At 42.7% G+C, this 18,697-nt stretch carries 19 protein-coding genes; 3 read left to right on the top strand and 16 right to left on the bottom strand.

The features are described from left to right. Positions 1-15: 15 nt before the first annotated feature. Both ACQCT8_RS14040 and ACQCT8_RS14035 read right to left on the bottom strand, forming a co-directional pair. Positions 16-1,563, bottom strand: coding sequence for a response regulator (locus ACQCT8_RS14040; RefSeq protein WP_426872020.1), 1,548 nt, complete (start codon positions 1,561-1,563; stop codon positions 16-18). An 89-nt stretch (positions 1,564-1,652) separates the two neighbouring features. Then, a complete protein-coding gene (locus ACQCT8_RS14035) occupies positions 1,653-2,300 on the bottom strand; it encodes a YesL family protein (RefSeq protein WP_426872019.1) in 648 nt (215 codons plus the stop codon). A gap of 315 nt (positions 2,301-2,615) precedes the next feature. Here ACQCT8_RS14035 and ACQCT8_RS14030 point away from each other — a divergent pair, with 315 nt between their 5' ends. Further along, a complete protein-coding gene (locus ACQCT8_RS14030) occupies positions 2,616-3,095 on the top strand; it encodes a GNAT family N-acetyltransferase (RefSeq protein ID WP_426872018.1) in 480 nt (159 codons plus the stop codon). A 107-nt stretch (positions 3,096-3,202) separates the two neighbouring features. Here ACQCT8_RS14030 and ACQCT8_RS14025 read toward each other — a convergent pair whose 3' ends face one another. The 7 genes from ACQCT8_RS14025 to ACQCT8_RS13995 all read right to left on the bottom strand — a co-directional run bounded on the left by ACQCT8_RS14025 (position 3,203) and on the right by ACQCT8_RS13995 (position 8,703). Beyond that, positions 3,203-3,934, bottom strand: coding sequence for a glycerophosphodiester phosphodiesterase (locus ACQCT8_RS14025; protein ID WP_426872017.1), 732 nt, complete (start codon positions 3,932-3,934; stop codon positions 3,203-3,205). 238 nt (positions 3,935-4,172) lie between these two features. Then, positions 4,173-4,967 (bottom strand): STAS domain-containing protein, encoded by a 795-nt coding sequence (locus ACQCT8_RS14020; protein WP_426872016.1) that lies wholly within the window; start codon positions 4,965-4,967, stop codon positions 4,173-4,175. Further along, positions 4,930-5,589 (bottom strand): cobalamin B12-binding domain-containing protein, encoded by a 660-nt coding sequence (locus ACQCT8_RS14015; protein ID WP_426872015.1) that lies wholly within the window; start codon positions 5,587-5,589, stop codon positions 4,930-4,932. Before ACQCT8_RS14015 ends, ACQCT8_RS14020 begins: the two co-directional genes overlap by 38 nt. Next, complete coding sequence (locus tag ACQCT8_RS14010) at positions 5,582-5,953, bottom strand: hypothetical protein (protein ID WP_426872014.1); 372 nt, start codon at positions 5,951-5,953, stop codon at positions 5,582-5,584. The genes ACQCT8_RS14015 and ACQCT8_RS14010 overlap by 8 nt, the downstream gene beginning before the upstream one ends. Continuing rightward, on the bottom strand, positions 5,950-6,255 hold the full coding sequence (locus ACQCT8_RS14005) for an antibiotic biosynthesis monooxygenase family protein (RefSeq protein ID WP_426872013.1): 306 nt from the start codon (positions 6,253-6,255) through the stop codon (positions 5,950-5,952). The genes ACQCT8_RS14010 and ACQCT8_RS14005 overlap by 4 nt, the downstream gene beginning before the upstream one ends. 385 nt (positions 6,256-6,640) lie before the next feature. Continuing rightward, the gene (locus ACQCT8_RS14000) at positions 6,641-6,805 is read right to left on the bottom strand and encodes a CxxH/CxxC protein (RefSeq protein ID WP_426872012.1); all 165 of its coding nucleotides are present in this window, start codon (positions 6,803-6,805) and stop codon (positions 6,641-6,643) included. Positions 6,806-7,482: 677 nt separating this feature from the next. Continuing rightward, the gene (locus ACQCT8_RS13995) at positions 7,483-8,703 is read right to left on the bottom strand and encodes a S1C family serine protease (RefSeq protein WP_426872011.1); all 1,221 of its coding nucleotides are present in this window, start codon (positions 8,701-8,703) and stop codon (positions 7,483-7,485) included. Positions 8,704-8,865: 162 nt separating this feature from the next. On the opposite strand from ACQCT8_RS13995, the gene ACQCT8_RS13990 reads away from it, so the two are divergent. Beyond that, positions 8,866-9,327 (top strand): N-acetyltransferase family protein, encoded by a 462-nt coding sequence (locus tag ACQCT8_RS13990; RefSeq protein ID WP_426872010.1) that lies wholly within the window; start codon positions 8,866-8,868, stop codon positions 9,325-9,327. An 88-nt stretch (positions 9,328-9,415) separates the two neighbouring features. Beyond that, entirely contained in the window at positions 9,416-10,378 is a 963-nt protein-coding gene (locus ACQCT8_RS13985) for a glutaminase (protein ID WP_426872009.1), read from the top strand. A 47-nt stretch (positions 10,379-10,425) separates the two neighbouring features. Here ACQCT8_RS13985 and ACQCT8_RS13980 read toward each other — a convergent pair whose 3' ends face one another. The 7 genes from ACQCT8_RS13980 to ACQCT8_RS13950 all read right to left on the bottom strand — a co-directional run bounded on the left by ACQCT8_RS13980 (position 10,426) and on the right by ACQCT8_RS13950 (position 18,685). Next, positions 10,426-11,016 (bottom strand): peroxiredoxin family protein, encoded by a 591-nt coding sequence (locus ACQCT8_RS13980; RefSeq protein ID WP_426872008.1) that lies wholly within the window; start codon positions 11,014-11,016, stop codon positions 10,426-10,428. Between the two features lie 150 nt (positions 11,017-11,166). Then, positions 11,167-11,961, bottom strand: coding sequence for an MBL fold metallo-hydrolase (locus ACQCT8_RS13975; protein ID WP_426872007.1), 795 nt, complete (start codon positions 11,959-11,961; stop codon positions 11,167-11,169). 6 nt (positions 11,962-11,967) lie between these two features. Continuing rightward, entirely contained in the window at positions 11,968-12,813 is an 846-nt protein-coding gene (locus ACQCT8_RS13970) for a two-component system regulatory protein YycI (protein WP_426872006.1), read from the bottom strand. After that, a complete protein-coding gene (locus tag ACQCT8_RS13965; RefSeq protein WP_426872005.1) occupies positions 12,800-14,128 on the bottom strand; it encodes a YycH family regulatory protein in 1,329 nt (442 codons plus the stop codon). Before ACQCT8_RS13965 ends, ACQCT8_RS13970 begins: the two co-directional genes overlap by 14 nt. Further along, complete coding sequence (gene walK / locus ACQCT8_RS13960) at positions 14,125-16,002, bottom strand: cell wall metabolism sensor histidine kinase WalK (protein ID WP_426872004.1); 1,878 nt, start codon at positions 16,000-16,002, stop codon at positions 14,125-14,127. The genes ACQCT8_RS13965 and walK overlap by 4 nt, the downstream gene beginning before the upstream one ends. Positions 16,003-16,007: 5 nt before the next feature. After that, complete coding sequence (gene yycF, locus ACQCT8_RS13955; protein ID WP_426872003.1) at positions 16,008-16,718, bottom strand: response regulator YycF; 711 nt, start codon at positions 16,716-16,718, stop codon at positions 16,008-16,010. A gap of 512 nt (positions 16,719-17,230) precedes the next feature. Further along, the gene (locus ACQCT8_RS13950; RefSeq protein ID WP_426872002.1) at positions 17,231-18,685 is read right to left on the bottom strand and encodes a peptidoglycan DD-metalloendopeptidase family protein; all 1,455 of its coding nucleotides are present in this window, start codon (positions 18,683-18,685) and stop codon (positions 17,231-17,233) included. Positions 18,686-18,697 lie beyond the last annotated feature (12 nt).

The raw sequence follows: 18,697 nt of genomic DNA, 5'->3' as shown, positions 1-18,697 counted from the left end.
ATTTTCAGCCTTGTATTATAGTTTTTTTCGATATTGAGTCGGCGTCATCCCGGTAGCCTTTTCAAATTGTGTGACAAAGTAGTCCGCATTGGAAAAACCGACACTTTCCGCTACCTGGAAAATCCGCATATCTGTTTGTCTCAGTTTTTTCTTGGCTTCACTAATTCGCACCTGTAAGATATAATCCTTAAAATACATGCCATATGTTTTTTTAAACAATTGTCCTAAATAGACCGGGTTTAAAAAGAATTTATTGGCAATCGTCTTTAAGGTAAGATCCGACTGGTAATTCGTATCTACATACTTTTTAATGCGACGGATATTTACCGCTCCGTATTCTTTATTCATTTGATTCAGCATCGCTGCTGCTTCGAGCAGAAACGCTGCAAACATTTTTTTTATTTCGCTCAGTGTGCGGGGAAAATTATCCCAGTTCAGCATCATTTGCAGGGAGGCTAATTTTTTCTCGTCCCCCTCCATTGACCGTACCGTTCTGACAACCTCATGAATCACACGATTAATAGACGTTCTGACCGCATCCTTCGCAAATGCCTTAGACTCAAACTGCTCAAACATTATCTGGGCTGTTTTATTAATCTCATCGGTATTATTTTCTTCTATTTGCTCCATCAGAAGCTGGTAGAAAGATTGATCCAGTTCAATATAGTTTACAGAGGATTTTCCGGTGTCTTCGTACGTGATGATCTTATCTGATTTTTCTAAAAATTTAAATTGCAAAGCTTTCATGGCTGTGTCATAGGATTCCTTAATTCCGCTCGCATGATCTACGACCTTCCCCACATAAATGGTAACAGCTGTTTTTAGGCAGGCAGAAAGCTGATCCTGAAGGTTTTCAGAAAACGCATGAATATCCCCTCTGAATCTCCGGAGATCTTCACCTTTCACCAGCATCCCGATTCGGTTATTGCCATGTTCACGAAATAAAGCCGTCGATCTTAGCTCTTCTCCGTATATCACCTTATTGATGATTTCACGTGATTTGATTGTATTTACCACGATATTGTTGATTTCAATAATAATATAGGCCATTCCTTTTGTTAGGTTGCCCGTTAAATTCAGCATGCTTGCATCCAACTGATCCTGATCAAGCCCGCCTGTGATTAACTCATTGAACACAGCTTCTGCAAGAGTTTGCTCCCTGTTTTGTTTAAGCTTCAGCTTTCCGGCCTGCCCCTTCGCAACTTTTTTAAGCGTTTCCTCAATTTCTCCTTTATCCACCGGTTTTAGGATAAAATCATGCACCCCATATTTCACGGCTTTTTGTGCATATTTAAAATCACTGTAGCCCGTAATAATGATAAAGTCAGGAACGGAATGGTTTAATTCCAATGCTGATTTTATGAGTGTAAGACCATCCACTACAGGCATTTTGATATCCGTTATGACTAAGTCAGGTGTATTTTCACGAATGTACTCCAAAGCATCTTCGCCGTTATCCGCTTCGGCGCACACTTCAAAACCGCAGCTTTTCCAATCTATGAGATTGATTAACCCTTTTCGAACATACCGGTCATCGTCTACTAAAAATACTTTATACGCCACTGCAGGTTCCCTCCATTTCAAAAAGGCACCGGAGCATTCAACAAAACCCTTGTGCAGAAAAATTGTATTCAACTCACACCTGTCAAAGATTAATTGATGCCAGGTGTTGCATATTGTTTGTTTTCAAGTCTGCGAAAAGCAGCCAGCGTGCAGCTCATGAGGAGTAACGAAACTGTACTTGCAGTAATGAAGGGGGTTAACCCAGGAATCGTGTTCAGGAGAAAATATAACAGAATAAATCCAAGTATTATCACGATAGTCACTAGCGGATTAACCATCCCGATTAAAACAGCATGCCTGAAGTACTGGAAAAAGCTTAAATCGTAATGAACATAAACGGGGATAAGATAAAGCAATGAGATGATATAGACGAAAATAATAAAAAGTAATCCTGTAAAAAATACATAGTAAGAAAGCCCCTCAATCCCTTGAACAAATACAAAATTCAAATACAGGATGAACCCCGCCAGCAGGATGATGAACCCCATCGCATTTGATTTTAAAAATTCTTTTTTGTAGGTTAAAGCAAATGTCTTAAAGATGTCTTTTCCGGCCGCATTGTTTATCAGCAAGTCCCGTACCACTGTAAACATGGCGACGGTTGCCGGCAAGATTCCAAACACTACTAATCCTAAAAGAACACTGCCCATCCATAATAGATTGATAAAAGCAATCCACATAATCCATTCTAATATAAAGTACAGCTTCGCTATGTTAAGAACGTTGTCCTTTCCCATCTAACGCCCCTCCCTGTCCTTCTTTATACGTTTTTCTGGGTCTGCTTCTAAGATAAGAACAAAATGTAAGCACTTACAATTATATCTTTTAGCGATAAAATCTATTACCCTGTAAAATATAGATTTACTTTGAAATCTATAGCACTTTTCATTCTCCCCTTTTTAAAATTGGACACGCGTATGTAAATCATGTAGTTTAGCATACCATTCACCTAATAGGAGGTAAAGGAGTGAAAAATTAGTATGTTAATATAAATTAAAGTGGTTATAAGCGGTCCTTATAATAAAAACAGCTCATATATTGAGGAGATTATAATGAAAATAGAGTTATTACACAATCATCCCGATAAAATAACAGAGGTTTCAACAATGATTTACAAGGAATTTGTTTTAAAAACGAATAGCAAAATGACATACGAAGAGGTCGTTCAGCATTTTTCAGCTGTCAGTGATCACACCTTTCCAGTGACGCTTTTTGCGCTGGAGAAGGGGGCTTGTTTAGGAACGGTTTCCCTTGTTGAAAACGATTTAGCACGCAGGCCTGCTTACAAACCCTGGCTTGCATCCCTATATACCAAGCCTGAATACCGCAGCAAGGGAGTCGGCCAAAGATTAACCGCCGAAACAATCACAATGGCAAAAAAATTAGGTTTTAAGGAGATTTATTTACGAACAGAAGAAGCATCAGATTATTATCGAAAAAGAGGCTGGACGTGGGTTGAAACGGTTTCTGATGAGAAATACGAGAAGATTGATGTGTTCAAGGTTGATACTTCTAAATCAAATTCGCTTTGAAAAATAAAAAGAACCGTGGACAACTATGTCTCAGGTTCTTTGACCGGTTCATGTTCATTCAGTGGTGAAGTTTAAATTTACGGGAAACCAGTCCACTTTTTCAGCTCTTACGAACCAACTTTAAATGCTTTTTGCAGCACACCCAGCGCATCGGTTATAACAGCTTCTATATAATTTAAGTTAATGGAAATCAGTTCTTCTGCTTCATTGACGGTATAAAGGCGGATGGCAATGCCTTCCTGAACTGCTTTTTCCGCTTCTTCTGTTTTCATAAAGGACAGCTGACAGTGAAGATCCGATTTTAGCGAAAGCGCCTTTGTGACGGCTTCTTCGGTCTGTTCGCTGATCAAATAAGCAAGCTTGACAGAAGCATCGAGTTCTCTTAACCGTTTGAGCGTTTCAATATTAAAAGAAGAGAGTACGATGCGGTCCTGCAAGGCGTATTCACTGATTAAATCAAGCACTGCCTGCTCTATGCCGGGGTATGGATCATCTTCTGTTTTAAGCTCGATATTCAGCTCAAGCTCAGTCGCCTGGATCCATTGAAGCACTTCTTCAAGTGTCGGAATTTTTTCATCTTTGCAGGCTTCATTGTACCAGCTTCCTGCATCTAAACTTCGGAGCTGCTGCAGGGTCAAACCTGCCACAGTGCCTCTCCCATTGGTGGTCCGGGTCACGGTGCGATCGTGAATTACTACTACATAGCCGTCCCTGCTCATGCGGACATCGAGTTCTATTCCGTCTGCCCCCTCACGTAAGGCCTGACGAAAAGCCGCCATTGTATTCTCAGGGCACATGGTACACGATCCTCGGTGGGCAAACAGCTTCACATTTGTCATCTTGATCCTCCTCAAAGGTAAGTACGTGCGCGAATGATGTAAAATAAGCCATAAAAACGTGCGTATTCACTCGTTCTATGGCTTTCCTGGTCACCTTATTTTTGGGGCTGCACGCTTTTGCGTCCTAGTTTAACCTTACTGAATAATTGTTAAGAGAGCATAAACCTACTGTAAAGGATTTATAAGTTTGCACATTAAAAAGCCTTTGCAGGGCTTCTCTCCGCAAAGACTTTTACAATTATTCTTTAGTGAAATACCGGTGAAGGACCTGCTTCAATGAGTGGTCAAACTCCATGCACCCGTCGAGCGAAAATTGGTTGAGTACTTTCGCGGTATTGGGTTTTATTCCAATAATCTTTATTTTTTTCCCGGTCATAAGATGAAGCGTTTTTAATAACAGAACAAACTTCTCCATGCCCTTCACTTCTACTTCACCCACTGCTGTAAAATCAATGAGAATGTCCTCGTACTCTCCTGAAAAAACAGACTGAAGGCAGCTTTGGGAAATGATATGAATCTTTTCCTCTGTGATATCGCCAAACAGCGGAATGAGCGACATTTTTTCAGTTAACGGAATAAAAGGCCCGGACAATTCATGAAGTCTTGCTAAAATCTGCTCCAGCTCTTCCCTCTGTTCGTAGAGCTCAAAGTCAGTGGAAGCGAGACGCTGCTGAAGCGCCGCCATTTTTTCCACCAGCAGCTGGTTGGACCCATCCTTTGGGATAAGCAGCATATTGGCATACAGATCATCGTCCCACACCATATGCACCTCGTACAGGGCAAGCGGTGTCTTACGGGATTTAAAGACCAGCTCCATTTGCAGCTCTCTTGTCTGATGATCACTGCTGTATTTCAACAGTTTTTCATAGCTTTCTTCATCGACAATACTTTTAATATTATCTTCCCGTAAATCAAAATGCTCCAGCGCCAGTGTAGAATAGTAGAGAATGTTTCCTTCTTTATCTAATTTTAAAAAAGGGAGCGGAAGCGGTTCGTTAAAATGCTGCATCTTGTTTGCTCGTAGTCTGTTCATTTTTTAGCCAATCTCTCATTTCAATCAAGTCTTTTAAAATCATCGTGTCCTCCGAGCAATACGGACGCAGGTCATATTGATCCGATAAACGTCCGCCTACGATAATGACGGGCGGCTTTGGCAGCTTGCCAAGCTCTGTAATGTATTCGTTCAACTTGGGCAGGTGATAGACAATGGAAACGGAAAGACCGATAACTTCCGGGTTCCAGGCCTCTGCAGACTTTACTACAAATTCCGCTGGCAGATCGGAGCCGAAATATTTTGTTTCCCAGCCGTTCTCCTTAAAGAGACTGTTCACCATTTTTAAGCCGATATAATGCTGTTCTCCTTCTAAACATAAGAACATCGCTCTTCGGCTGTGCTGCTTTTCTTTTCCGAGACGGGCGTGGGCTAGTCTCGATATGATAAAGTCACAGGTCACCGTGGCAAGATGTTCGTCTGCGACAGATATTTCATTGTTTTCCCATAAAAATCCCACATGCTGCATGGCAGGCGTAATAATTTCATGGTACGTATCAAGCAGTGACAGCTGTTTTTGCTGTTCAATCGCTTTCCATGCTTTTGCTGTGTTTCCTTCAAGTAAATAACCGGCAAGCTCTTTAGGAAAAGACAACTTAATCATCTCCTTTGCCAGAATGCCCGGTAAGCGCTGAAATCGCTTGATTTAAAAACGTTTTATAAACGGGCAAAGCCTCTTCTTCCACCTGGGAGGAAGCGCTCAGTACCTCTTTCATAATTTTAAAGTTATCAATTAAATGCTGTTCATTCATGCCGTGTTTAGATAAAATCCCATTCAGCCATACAGCATAATCTATGAAAAAAGCGGCCTGCTTTAATTCATAGGCGGAATGAAGCTGCCTGAAATGATGCACATTGTCTTCATAGCACTTTGTTTTGCCTTGTTCACCGTACCGGTCTATTAATGACGGATAACGTTCATAGATTCTCTCTGTAGCCTGTTCTGCCAATGGTTGAATGGCTCTCATCTTGCCACCACCTTATATTGTGTCACCTTCGGAACAATAGCGGTTAATTCCTCATCCGGATACTTTTTCTCCAGCTCATGAATTCTCTTAAAATCATCGCTTCTGACCCAATTTAAATAGTCTCTTTTTGTATCAAAAAAAAGCTGGACCGTAATCTCTCCTGCTCTTTTATCGTTCTGCAGAAGAAGGAAATCCTTAAAGCCAGGTGCACCATCCACCGATCGCGACCTGTTCTTGTATATTGTAATGACCTGATCTGCTTTTCCTTCCGGTACATCAAATGTTGAAAAAACGGTGTACATTAAACAGACCCCTTTCAAATTAGCATCCGTTTCATAATTTCCACTATCTTATAAGTATACTAGTCAAAACGCAATGAAAACAGCTTATCATGGGGATTATTTATAACATTTTTAACACTTTTTTCATTCCACGTTTTTGTTGTTACAAATAAAGGTAAATTACATAAAAATCTTTTTACTGTGGATAACTAATTTCTAAAAATTAATCCCCTTTCCGTTCTTCATATAAGCCCGTCATTATAGGTTTTTCCGGCATTTTTAAAATAAACCGTTTACTTTTTTCATTAAAGAGGTCTGTTGATAAAAAGTTATTCTTTTATTATAAACAGTTTATCCCCAAAAGTTATACACATATCCACAATTTCTATCCACATGTCGTATGGGATCAAATGTTCTCCACAAGATATGCCGCTTGGTTTCGACAATATTCACAGTTTGTGGACAACCTTTCTATGTTATCCACTGTGCGTAACTCCGGGAACGTCTCTTCTTCATCTACAAAAACATCCAGTGCCAGTTCGACATGTTCTTCACAGCAGTAAATTTTCATTTTAAAAAACTCCTTCATTTTTTTCTTCATTTAGTTTAGCACAAAGTTATTTTCTACATTCTTTTTTCACTTATTTGCTCATGGAAAAAGAGGCGGGGGCGAAAGTGTCTCAACCACTTAGACCGGTTCGCTGTGCTTCAGGCCGACGCTTTCCGCAGGGACGGCGCTGAGCCTTCTCAGGGCCTCGCCCTGTAAAGTCTCAGCTTGCCGTCATCTCCTGCAGGAGTCGCCACCTTCCGCTCCGCTCACCTACTAGTAATAATTATTACCTCGTTTTAATAATTTTAGAGTTTTGCTTTAACCTCTACAGAATTAGCTAAATACATGTGGAAATGAAAATAAAGCTAAAATAATTTCAATAGCGATCCGCATATAAAAATCAGTAGCGTACCAGAAATCATTAATGCAAACCAATTAGGTACCTTTTTCGTATGGTCTAGCATCCAATGCAAAGTAAATTTCTTCAGAATTGCTTAATAAGGAATCAATAAAAAAAGGCACCGCTCATCAAAAATGATGTGCAGTGCCTTTTTCTCTTCATTTAGTTTAGCACAAAGTCATTCTCTACATTCTTTTTTCACTTATTTGCTTATGAAAAAAGCAGGAATCTCAAGGATTCCTGCTCCCGACTTTTATTCGGCTTAGAAATAAGAGTCGTATTTATGTGAACTTACTACTTACAGCTGCGCATCATCTGTAAGCGTAAGAGTAAGATCCTGCATTTCTCCGTCTCGGTATACTTTTACCTGCATTTCATCTCCAACAGATTTCTCTGTATACAGATGCTGACGAAGTTCAATCGTGTTGGTGATTTTCTCGCCATCCATTTCCACGATAACGTCCCGGTCCTGCATTCCTGCTTCAGAGGCTGCAGAATTTGGAATGACCCGCTCAATGACAACGCCTGTTTTCACTTCTTCAGGCAAATTCAGTTCGTCCTGCTGATACACAGAAGGAACATTGGCTAAATCAATCAATGTCACACCCATTGTTGGACGCTGTACTTCACCAGAAGTTTCAAGATCTTCGATGACTGGTACAGCCATTTCAATAGGAATGGCAAGACCAATTCCTTCTACTGATGATTGTGCAATTTTCATGGAGTTGATCCCAATCACCTGTCCCTGTATGTTTACCAGGGCACCGCCGCTGTTTCCTGGATTAATAGCGGCATCGGTTTGAAGAACTTCCGCCTGCCAGTCCGGAGCACCGTCCTGATTTACATCCACAGGAATTGTACGCTCAAGGCCTGAGATAACGCCGGTGGTTACAGAGCCAGAAAATTGAAGGCCTAGCGGATTTCCGATTGCAATCACAGGTTCACCTGGTTTCAGTGAAGCCGAATCGCCAAATTCAGCGACGGTTTCAATCTGTGCACCTTCTACTTCAAGCACTGCAAGGTCGGTCCAGACATCTCCTCCCCGGACTTCAGCTGCAAGCTTTGTGCCGTCTGCGAGCGTCACTTCAACCTGCTCTGCTCCTTCAATCACGTGATAATTTGTAACGATAAAGGCACTGTCACCCTCTTTTTTATAAATAACCCCAGAACCTGTACCCGCTTCGTCAGAGTCTTCCCCTGTCTGGCCGAACATTCCTCCGCCGCCGGATTGAATATTCGTTACTCCGACAACCGCGTCTCCCGCTATGTCCACAGCATCCGTGACGTTGGAATTAACATCATAGGAAATCGACTCGGTTTGAGCAGATTCATTTGATTCTGTTGAATTCAGTATATTGCTGCTTGCAGATTCAGATCCATAATCCCCAATCATCGGAAGCGCCAGCACCACTAGAAGTGCACCGACAATTAAACCGGCAAGACTCGATAAAAAGTACCCTGCCTTGCTTCCCCGCTTTGATTTGGACCTCGTTTCCTGGTGATCATCATAATAGCCCATCTGCATCGCCCTTTCTTTATTCTCTTTTCTATATGGTCTACTATAAAACCTGAAAATGAAAATCAGATGAAAAACAGCTAAAAAATAAAAAAAATAATTAATTTCTTTATACCCGGCTTATGTTATCTTTAGCCTATCCAAAACAAAAAGGGGCCCATTGACATGAAGATCATCCAGACATTCGACAAGCTGCTGATCGCCCGTTTAAATGAAACCGTCCAGTCTCTGCACGCAGAAAGGCTGCCTGAGATCTTTAAAGAATACAGTTTTGATGAAGTGGCACTCGAACTCGATTGCATACTTTCAAAGGGGACGCATGAGATCTATGTGGCAGAAGAACATCAGGAGCCGATTGGCTACGTCTGGTTTGAAATCCGACGAGCTGAGGGAAATGCGTTTAAAAAACCATCCAGCTCTTTATATGTTCACCAATTAGCTGTCGTACATACAAAGCGGGGGGCCGGATATGGCAAAGGGTTAATGGAAAAAGTGGTCGAACGCGCCAAAGTCCACGGGATTCACACGATTGAGCTGGACTACTGGTGTGTAAATGAAGAGGCAAAAAGATTTTATGAACATCAGGGCTTTTCTATTCAACGGGAGGTTGTCCGGAAAGAGATCTGATTGGTTTAGAAACGCCTTCTTTGACAAACCGTCTGAAAAAGAGCCATGATAGGATGAGAACTATTCATATGAAAAGGGGGGCTGACCCATGCGAATGGAAGAAGTGTATGAGCAATTGCAGCTATGGGTTGAGGAAAACCGTTCCCACACCATGCTCGGAGCTACAGCAAAATACATCCCTGCATTAGCGGAGCAGGATCCGGATCAGCTAGGGATCTGCATTATGGATTATGATGGAGACACCTATCTTGCAGGTGAAACGGATGTAACCTTTACGCTGCAAAGTGTATCTAAAATTATCAGCTTTGTGGCGCTGTGTCATTTTAAAGGCATGGACTTTGTTCTGGATAAAGTGGATGTTGAGCCCACGGGAGAATCGTTTAATTCCATCATTCCATTTGAAATTCACCGTCCCGGCAAGCCGTTTAATCCTCTCATTAATGCAGGAGCCATTACGGTTGCCTCCATGCTTCCGGGAGATACATCCGATGAAAAATTTGAACGCTTTATTTTATTTGTAGAAGGCATGATCGGCAGACGGCTCGAGCTTGATGAAGATGTCTACCAGTCGGAGTGGAAGACGGCTCATCGAAATCGCGCGCTTGCTTATTACCTGAAAGAATCAGACTTGCTTGAGCTGGATGTAGAAGAAGCACTGGATATCTATATCCGCCTGTGTTCCATCAATATCGGACTTAAGGATTTATCGAAAATTGGACTGGTCATTGCACACGACGGCTACGATCCTGTAAACAAACAGCAGATATTCAGCAGTGATGTCGCTCGGATCGCCAAGGTACTGATGGTCACATGCGGAATGTACAATTCCTCTGGAAAATTCGCTGCACATGTAGGAATTCCGGCAAAAAGCGGCGTCTCAGGCGGCATTATTGCCTCCGTTCCGCCCAAATGGCATTCTGAAGAAAAAGCGTTTCGAAAAGGCTGTGGAATCGCCGTATTCGGACCGGCGATCGACGCAAATGGCAACAGTGCAGCCGGTACGATGCTGCTGCGCCAGATTTCAACTGAATGGGATTTAAGCATCTTTTAAAAAATGGTCAGCCCTCGTGGAGATGGGCTGACCATTTTTATTTCGTTTTACTTCATCAGGTCCTTCATCATGTCCTGATCCATCGGCCCCATCAGTTTTTTCGTCACCGTACCTTCTTCATCCAGGAGATAGGTGGTCGGGATCGTGAAGGCATAAAAGGTTTCTCCAAGCTGTCCTGATTCATCCAGCAGTACGGGAAAAGTCAGACCGTAATCCTTCTTAAAGCTTTCTACCCGGTCAATTCCATTATCTCTAGTTGTCAAATTCACGGCGAGAATTTCAACATTTTGATTTTGGGCATCTTCTTCATAATACTTTTGCATATGAGGCATTTCCTCAATGCAAGGCGGGCACCAGGTGGCCCAGAAGTTTAAAATCACTTTTTTTCCTTTATAGTCGCTTAACGAGACGTTTTCACCTTCGACCGTCACGGTATCGAAATCCGGTGCTTTCTGTCCCTCTTCAAGCAGTCCATCAGAAGGGGCCACTTCGGCTTTGTCATTTTCAGCAGGCTGCACTTCGTACGTATGCTGCAAGGCCTGCTGTTGTTCTCTTTCTTTTTTATCTTCCATTACATTTATTAATAATATCGTAATAAGCGCTCCAATTAAAAGGAGAGCAAGGATCCGTTTAATCATAGAGGACTCCTTTCCGTTTGAGCTGTTCTCTCCATCATACCCCTTTTACTCAAGCCGCTGTATTCGGTTCTGAGAAGTTTCACAAAGGTTTCGGAAATGACAGCCGGAAAAAGTCACAGCCTTAACTACAAGACTGTGACTCAAAAGCCATCAAATGGCATATAATTCAGTTGGGATTTTGGCATCTGTATCGTACAGCTCAAACTTCTCGCCGACAATATGTCCGCAGCCTTCGAGCGTTTGACTGACACTCATTCGTGCCAGATCCTTCATATTGTTGTCCTTGGACAGGTGGGCCAAATAAATTCGCTTCGTATTATCTTTTACCACATCGCTCATCGCAAGTGCCGCATCTTCATTTGACACATGTCCTACATCGCTTAAAATCCGGCGCTTGATGTTCCACGGATATCGGCACATTCGGAGCATGCCGACATCATGATTGCTTTCAAATACGTATACATCGGCTCCTTCGATGATTTTCTTCATTCGGTCGCTCACATAGCCGGTATCGGTCATCAGTACAAGTTTTTTGCCGTTTTGGTGGAAAACATAAAACATTGGTTCAGCCGCATCATGCGATACACCAAAGGATTCAATATCCAGACTTCCGAAGGATTTAATGGTTTCCATTGGAAAATCGAACTTCTGTCCAGCGTCAATTTTTCCTATTAACGGTTCCATTGCTGACCAGGTTTTTTCATTGGCGTACACGGGAAGCTGATATTTTCTTGCTACAATGCCAAGCCCTTTTATATGATCGCTGTGTTCATGTGTAACAAGCAAGCCGCTTAAATTCTTCATCGAACGGCCGATTTGCTGAAACAGCAGATCCATTTGTTTTCCGCTCAATCCCGCATCAACCAAAAACGAATGATCCTCTGTTTCCACATATACGGCATTTCCTGTACTTCCGCTTGCGAGCACACTCATGTGCATCGTCATCCCGCTTCACTCCACTGTATCTTCGATTTCTTCTAATCTTTCAAATTCCAGACCTTCAAAGTCAATCTCTATTATACTAAAATTTACCGCATTTAGATAATGTACTTCTCTGTCTCCGTCTTCCAGCTCGATTGTTATTTTCCAGGCAGGTGTCAGCACTTGCGTCTCCGAAGCTGCATCCGTCAGCTGAATAATGGAGTAGTAGCCAAGCTCCGACTCCACCACCTCTGAATTCGGTTCAACAGCATTCAATTTGTAATACTCAAGAAACGCTTCTCTTGGACTGATCAGATCCTGCTCATCCGGAAATTTTTCAATCGTGCCCATCATCGTCTGTTCGTAGGATACAGCCTGGTTCTGATCATTCAACTGGATCACCATTCTACCCGTGATGTTATGATAAATCGGCATGCCTTCAAACTCCTGATAATAAATCAGCCGCTGTTCTTCTTCTTCATATCTCCAAAATGAATAATCTTCCCCGCCAATGATGAATTCATCAAGCAGTGCCTCAAGTTCCTCTGGATCAGAGGGATCGGCAATATCTACCGGCTGCTCCAGCTCGGAAGCTAATAGGATTTCATTCCGGACAACCGCACTCTGCTGTTCCAGGCTTTCCACATCGGTCTGGGTAAACTCATAGGCCTTAGCATTTAAGTATGGCTGCGGGTCGGCTTCATCAGAGAGATTAGAAAATGTAATATTGTCCTCCACCAGCCGCTCATCCGCAGACAGAGGAGACCGTATAGATAGTTGACTGTCTTCATATTTGTTTAAGAACAAAATAAACAGAAATACATTCAATACTAAAAACACCATAATAAAAATTGTTTTTGTTTTACTCCAATCCAACTGGGTCCCCCCCGTCTAAAGGAACTCGCTGCCAGCTCCCATCGTATAAATAAAACCACATTGGTTCGAGCGTATAAAGATCTTCTTCCCTCGGCTCGATGGACATAAAGTAACCGACCAGCACGTCCTGAAGCAGAGCGGGGTCATAATCTTCCCGGTCCTCAATGGCTTCAATCACGTTATATCCCGAAGCAACAGAAGCTGTTTGAGTCGTAGAAGGCCCCTGAAGCTGCTGCATTAGAGAGCGGTCGTATTTGTAAATGCGGTTTTCTCCCCACTGCAAATCAATCTGCGCGATGTTTGACTGACCCTTGTCATTAAAAACCGGCAGACCCTGCACATGCATCCGATAGCTGACGCGGTGCGATGCAACATCAAGATTGTATAAATAGTACGTATCCGTCCATCCCTTATGTTCATTTACAAATCGCTGGCTTCTCTGAAGGAGATCCGCTGGACTAGCCGGTACAGCGGATCTGCTGACTGATGGGTTCACATAATTGAAAATATTTACCCCTTCATCAACTTCCATCAGGCTCGTTTGATCAAAATACTGCTTTTTATTGGAGCTGATGGAGTTTAAATCAACATCATTCACATCCTGGAATAGCGCATTACGGAACTGCACTTCTCTCAGCTCATCCATTACATGATTGTATTGCAAAACTTCACTCGAGGCCTGGGGAAGATAATGAACGCGATTGCCTGCTCGATACTCAAAGTATACAGGGTATTCTTCATCAGCCTCGGCGATAATCGCTTCATTTACAGGATCAAAATCCTCTTCGTCCACTTTTGCCTCAAACACCTGCTTGGCATCATAGGAAACAAAGTATACGGTAAACGTTGCGTTTTCCTCCTCAGGCATTTTAACCACTACCCGGTCAAAGGTGGCATCCGGAAGCTGGGATACTTCAAAGTTAAGAACATCCTGGTAGGTCGTAAAAGGAACTTGTGCAGGAAAAATAATTTCAAGACGGTTCGATCCATGAACCACTTCTTCAAACTCCTCTTCATTTAATGAGGTGTTTTCACGCAGGTTAAAAAGCGTCCATTGCTCCATCAGTGCCACAAGCTCGTTCAGTTCATTTAGGCTTGAGGTGCCGCGGATTGTTTCATCACTGTGGACTAAAAAGCGTCCCGGCCTAATCAATTCTCTATTGGTTCGTTCATCTGCAATTGAGATGTCCACCGTGGAGGGGGGATTGTCAATGGGATCAAGCGGCGGCTGATACGACCAGATATTCCACGTCAAAAGACCGCTTAAGATCACAAGAAGCGTCAGCAATATGGATTTAAACAATTCAATATTCATGACCATTCATCCTCATTTGCCGGGTCATATGGAAGCGTGAAGTAAATGGTGGTTCCTCTGCCTTCCACACTTGATGCCCAGATTCTGCCGCCATGTGCTGTAATCATTTCTTTGGCGATCGCAAGTCCAAGACCCGTTCCGCCAAGCTGGCGAGTCCGTGCCTTATCCACTCTGTAAAAGCGCTCAAAAATATTTTTCACATTTTCCCGCGGGATGCCCATTCCCTGGTCAGCGACACTGACAACCAGTTCTTTTTCTTTTTCCTTTTTCTCCACTTTGAACCGGAGCTGTCCGCCATCAGGAGAATACTTCAAGGCGTTGGAAATGATATTATCGAGCACCTGCGTCATTTTGTCTGTATCAATTTCCACATACAGCAATTCATTCGGCAGCTTGGTTTTAAATGTCACATTTTGAGATCTTCCCATTTCAAAACGGTCGATGATCCGCTGAAAGAAATCAATAAAATTAACCCAGTCTTTATTCAAGCGGTAATCCCTGCTATCCATTTTCGATAATTGCAGCAAATCATTCACGAGCCGGATCATACGCTCGGTTTCTGTTTGTGTAACATTTAAAAATTGAGGCGCGATGTCTTTGTCCTCCCACGCTCCTTCAGCAAGCGCTTCAAGATAGCTTCTCATGGTGGTCAGCGGGGTTCTCAGTTCATGGGAAACATTGGCCACAAATTCTCTTCGTTCAGCATCTATTTTTTCCTGCTCGGTAATATCATGCAGCACAGCAATCAATCCGTTAACAAAACCGGTTTCCTTTTGAATGATGGAAAAATTCGCACGAAGCACATACGGACGTCCAGGTGTACTGAAATTCAAAATAACGGAATCCTGCTGGTTAAGAAGGTCATCAAACGTAAATTCTTCCTCCACCCCAAGCACTTCTGTAATCGATTGTGACAGTACTGTTTCACGTGAAACATTCAGCAAACCTGCTGCAGGATCATTAATTAAAATCACACGGCCTCTTCGATCGGTCGCGATAACACCATCTGTCATAAAGGAAAGAACCGAGGAAAGCTTTCTTCGTTCTCCTTCTGTCGTTGCCTGTGCTTCCTGCAGCCTTTTCGTGAGATTATTAAACGTGATGGCAAGCTGGCCAATTTCATCGTAGCCGTATACTTTAACTTTTCTGGAAAAATTCCCTTTTGACATCGCCAGTGCCTGCTTTCTCATTTCTGAGATGGGGCGTGTAATCGTTTGGGCGAGCAGAACACCGAGAACCGCTGTAATAACAAGGGAAATTGCTGTTCCACCTGCTAAAATGCTATTGATGTCATTCATCTGGGCGTACACTTTTTCCACTCTAGACTCAATATAGATGGCCCCGATCACTTCTCCGTTCACATTCGAGATCAAAGGTGATGTCACAACCCATATACGGCCAAGATCCGGATCATTTTGATCAACGAAGGTTTGATTGGGCTTGTCCTCTATGCCTGCCCCGACTCCGTCAAGTGCTTCCTGCACAAGATTACCAGCTGTCAACCTTTGGCCGATAATCGGTTCATTGTTGTCATCAGCCGACCAGGCCCCGATGATACGGCTTCTTGTATCCACCACTCGAACTTCATCAATATCATCAGAATCGAGTCCTCCGAGCAGCACTTCAATTGTATTCGCAAGAGGCCCGTCTTCTTCTGTCCGGTTCCCCTGTATATCTGCATCCAGTTCTTCAATTACGCTGTACTCCAAGGGGCCGAGCCTGTCTATGATCGAGGTGGTGAAATTCTCCACCAGTGTTTCTTCCAGCACACGAACAAAATATACCCCAATAATCTGCATCGCAAGTGCAATCAGCAAAACATAAATTAACACAAACTTCAGATGAATCGACCGAAAAAAACCAACCTTTCTCATTTACATTACTCCTGATCCGGGTTTCTCAAATAATACCCGACTCCGCGACGCGTAACGATCCACGCTGGGTGACTCGGATTATCTTCAATTTTCTCACGCAGACGGCGGACTGTTACATCGACGGTTCTGACATCGCCGTAATAATCATAGCCCCAAACCGTTTGCAATAAATGCTCACGTGTCATGACCTGACCGATATGCTTAGACAGATAGTGAAGCAATTCAAACTCACGGTGTGTTAATTCAATCGTCTCTCCGCGTTTTGAAACAATATAGGCGTCAGGATGAATCGTCAGTGCCCCTACTTCAATCTCATTCGTTTCATTTTCTTCTTCAAGCTGTCCTTTCAGTGCCTGGTGGCGTCTGAGATTCGCTTTTACACGTGCGACAAGCTCTCTGGTACTGAATGGCTTTGTGACATAGTCATCGGCCCCTAATTCAAGACCCAGCACTTTATCAATCTCTGAGTCTTTTGCTGTCAGCATAATAATCGGCATCTCAAACGTTTTGCGGACTTCCCGGCATACTTCCATTCCATCACGGCTTGGCAGCATGATATCAAGCAGGATCAGATCCGGTTTAATTTCATTCACCTTCGCAATCGCTTCATCGCCATCATACGCACAATGCACCTCGTACCCTTCTTTTTTTAAATTAAATTGAAGAATATCTGCAATTGGCTTCTCATCATCGACTACTAATATTTTTTTATCCATATCATCGATCTCCTTTATGTCTCGTCTCTATTACAAAATGGTTACTCATTTATATTTCATCTATCCTATCAAACGCGTGTATAGCTAATGTATCATGTTACACCATATAATTCACTCATTTGAAGAAACCGTTTGAGGAAATGTCACAGAATGACAAGTCTAAATAAAGGAAAGAAACTTCTATTATTGTGTCCGCATAAGCCGCTCCCGCCATAATGGATCATGAATAATCTTACTATTTCCTTGGAAATAATTCAGGCAATAATCCTTTTCTATGAAAAAGAGCTTGGGACAAAAGTGTCTCAAGCTCTACGACCGGTTCACTTCGCTTCAGGCGGACGTTTTCCGCAGGGACGGCGCTGAGCCCTCCTCAAGACCTTGCCTTGCGGGGTCTCAGCTTGCCGTCATATCCTGCAGGAGTCGCCACCTTCCGCTCCGCTCACCTACTACTAGTAAAAATATATCCTCATTTTTTAAATTTTTATGAGTATGTCCCAGCCTCTTTAACTAAACTACTCCAGATAATCCATTGGATTTTGCAGTTCTCCGTTGGAATAGACTTCAAAATGAAGATGAATCCCAGTCGAAAACCCCGTATTTCCCATGATGCCGAGGGATTCACCCTGCTTAACAATTTGACCTTTTTTTACATGCATCTTATCTAAGTGAGCATAAATGGTACGCAGGCCGTTATTATGGTCCACAACTACTTTATTGCCGTAGTCGCCTTCATTTCCAGCTGAAATAACCGTTCCGTTATCAACTGCTTTTATCGTGTAATCATCCGGCTGAGCAATATCAATTCCTTTATGGTGCTTACCCCATCTTGGCCCCTGATGGCTGGATATATATCCTCCATTCGTAGGCCATATAAAAGATCCGGTTCCTTTAGAGGGAATTTCTTTCGTTCCTTCTGCCACAATTTCAGCCACCGGTTTATCCGTTACTTTTTCATCCTTGACGGTTTGTGACTTCTCCTCACCGTCTTCTTCTGTGGTCACAATCGTGAATTCTTTTTTACCATCCCGGCCTTCCTGCTCCACTCTTGTTTCTCCCACGTGCAGATCCTTATCCTTCACGACTTCTCTATCATATGGAATGCTTTCAGTCACACGCTCTGTTAATTGGACATGAACAGATACTCCTTCAATTCGCTTGATCACCTTAAGATCTGTGCCTGGCTTCAGCGGTGTCAGTTGATCAAGATCGGGATTCAGCTCCGTTAGTTTTTCGTCTTCCATATTAAATTTCTCACTAATTTTCTCAGGTGTATCTCCCTTTACAGTTTTATAGGAGGATTCTTTTTTTGTTCCCTTTTTTAATTTTTCTGCTGCCTTTTCTGCAGAGAGGATTTTTTCAGGGGAAACCTCTGCTTTCACTGCCTGGTCAAATCCTTGTAATTGGATATCTGTAACAGCTGATTCACCTGCTTTTAACTCTTCTGCAGCTTCACTCTGATCTTGAATAGAAGCTAGCTCTTTATCAGAAACCGCCGTCTTTTTTATAAGCTCCAGTGCTTTCTTTGCCTCTTGTTCATTTTCCACATGGGCAATCGTTTCTCCATCTACCTTCAATGCTTTAGCCTCTGTTTTAAATATGGCGGTTTCCTCTATCTCGTCCAGTACCTTCTCATTTTTTTCATGCGCCTGAAATACGCGTTCAGGAATAATAGCAAGTTTATCTTCAAGATACACATCGGCAGTTAAACCATGTTCATTTTTTAATTCTTTCTTTTTACTGTCCATCCAGTCGAGGACCGGTTCTTTTTCCGGCACTGCCCCAAGGTAATGATCGCCAGTGTAAACGTGATACATCTTTTCAAGCCCTTGATCTCCTTTTTCCTTCGCTTCAGCTCCATTTATTGTCAGGATGCTGATTAATAAGATTGAGACCATACTGATGGCTCCTAATTTTTTTGAGCCCTTATCTATAGAAGTAAATGATGTGCGCGAATTCTTTGTACTCATGTGGTGCTCCTT

Source organism: Jeotgalibacillus proteolyticus, from assembly GCF_050107735.1.
Classification (GTDB): domain Bacteria; phylum Bacillota; class Bacilli; order Bacillales; family Jeotgalibacillaceae; genus Jeotgalibacillus; species Jeotgalibacillus proteolyticus_A.
The sequence above is the reverse complement of the archived record's forward strand: the minus strand, read 5'-3'. Positions and strand labels throughout refer to the sequence as shown.